The organism is Solirubrobacter ginsenosidimutans (assembly GCF_027587205.1).
On record NZ_JAPDOD010000118.1, the window covers coordinates 1 to 2,396 of the forward strand.

At 65.5% G+C, this 2,396-nt stretch carries 1 protein-coding gene; it reads right to left on the reverse strand.

The window, feature by feature from the left end:
• Window positions 1–2,396: ATP-dependent Clp protease ATP-binding subunit (locus tag OM076_RS44375; protein ID WP_270046718.1), on the reverse strand; the 2,396-nt coding region annotated here is incomplete at both ends.

Consider the following 2,396-nt stretch of genomic DNA (forward strand, 5'->3'; position numbering starts at 1 on the left):
TCGACCATGACGGTCGCGCCGGGCGTCAGCTCGGAGCGCAACACGAAGTCCGCGAGCGGATCCTCGATGTAGCGCTGGATCGCGCGGCGCAGCGGACGGGCACCCATTGCGGGGTCCCAGCCCTTCTCGACCAGCAGATCCTCCGCGCCCTCGGTGAGCTCCAGCTGCAGGTCGCGTTCGGCCAGTGAGGTCCGGATGCGCCGCAGGAGCAGCTCGACGATGGTCTTGATCTCGTCCTTGGTGAGCTTGTGGAACACGATGACGTCATCGATGCGGTTGAGGAACTCAGGCCGAAAGACCTTCTTGAGCTCGCCCATGATGCGGCCCTTCATGTCGTCATAGGAGACGCCGGTCTCGTCGTCAGAGACCGCGAAGCCCAGCGGCGTGTTACGCGCGATCTCACTGGCCCCGATGTTTGAGGTCATGATCACGATCGCGTGCCGGAAGTCCACCGTGCGGCCCTGGGAGTCGGTCAAGCGACCGTCCTCCAGGATCTGCAGGAGGATGTTGAAGACGTCCGGGTGGGCCTTCTCGATCTCGTCGAGCAGCAGCACGCTGTAGGGCTTGCGGCGGACCGCTTCGGTCAGCTGGCCGCCCTCGTCGTAGCCGACATAGCCGGGAGGCGAGCCGACGAGCCGGGACACGGCGTGCTTTTCCATGTACTCCGACATGTCGATCCGGACCATCGCCTCTTCGTCGCCGAAGAGAAACTCCGCCAGGGTGCGCGCCAGCTCGGTCTTGCCCACCCCGGACGGGCCGAGGAAGATGAACGAGCCGGTCGGGCGCTTGGGGTCCTTCAGACCCGCACGCGAACGGCGGATCGCCTTGGCCACGACCTCGATCGCCTGGTGCTGACCGATGACGCGCTTGTGCAGCTCGTCCTCCATCCGCATCAGCTTCTGAGTCTCGGCCTCGGTGAGCTTGAACACCGGGATGCCGGTCCACATCGAGACGATGTCGGCGATCTCTTCCTCGCCGATGGACGGACGCTCCCCGCCCTCGCCCGACTCCCAGGCGTCCTCGAGGTCGCGCTTTTTGTTCGTCAGCTGACGCTCACGATCGCGGAGGTGCGCGGCCTTCTCGAACTCCTGGTTCTCGATCGCGGCTTCCTTGTCGCGGCGCGTCGTCTCGATCTCTTCCTCAAGCTCCCGGTACACGGGCGGAGACGACATCGACTTGATGCGCATGCGCGAGGCGGCCTCGTCGATGAGGTCGATCGCCTTGTCCGGCAAAAACCGGTCGGAGATGTAGCGGTCGGCCAGCTCCGCCGCGGCCTCGAGGGCCTCGTCGGTGATGTTGACCTTGTGATGCGCCTCGTAGCGGTCGCGGAGGCCCTTGAGGATCTGCACGCACTCCTCAAGCGACGGCTGGTCCACGGTGATCTTCTGGAAGCGACGCTCCAGCGCCGAGTCGCGCTCCAGGTACTTGCGGTACTCATCCAGCGTCGTCGCGCCCACCGTCTGCAGCTCACCGCGAGCCAGCGCCGGCTTCAAAATGCTGGCCGCGTCGATCGCGCCCTCCGCGGCACCCGCGCCGACGAGGTTATGCAGCTCGTCGATGAACAGGATGATGTCGCCGCGCTGGGTGATCTCCTTCATCACCTTCTTCAGGCGTTCCTCGAACTCACCGCGGTACTTCGAGCCCGCGACCAGGGCCGCGAGATCCAGCGTGTAGATCTGCTTGTTCTTCAGCAGCTCCGGCACGTCACCGTTGGTGATCCGCTGGGCCAGGCCCTCGACCACCGCGGTCTTGCCGACCCCCGGCTCGCCGACCAACACAGGGTTGTTCTTGGTCCGTCGCGAGAGGATCTGCATGATCCGCTCGATCTCCGTCTCGCGCCCGACGACGGGATCCAGCTTGCCGTCAGCGGCCAGCTTGGTGAGGTTGCGCCCGAACTGGTCGAGCAGCTTTGAGGACTTCTTCTCGCCCGCAGCCGCGCCGCCCGGGGCCGCCTGGCCCTGACCGGTCGAGCCCTGGCGCCGGCCGCCCGGGCCGGAGAGCATGCGGATGACCTCGTTGCGGATCTTCTCAGAGTCCGCGTCGAAGTCGAGCAGGATGCGTGCGGCCACGCCCTCGTTCTCGCGCACGAGGCCGAGCAGGATGTGCTCGGTACCGATGTAGTTATGACCCAGCGAAAGCGCCTCACGCAGGGCCAGTTCGAGCACCTTCTTCGCACGAGGCGTAAAAGGAATCTGGCCGGAGGTCACCTCCTCGCCGGAACCGACTATGCGGACAACCTGAGCGCGCACACGCTCAACGGTGATGTCCAAAGACTCGAGAACCCGAGCGGCAAGTCCCTCCTCCTCACGGAGGAGACCAAGGAGGATGTGCTCGGTCCCGATGTAGTTGTGCTTGAGCGTCCGCGCCTCCTCCTGGGCGAGGACGACCACCTGACG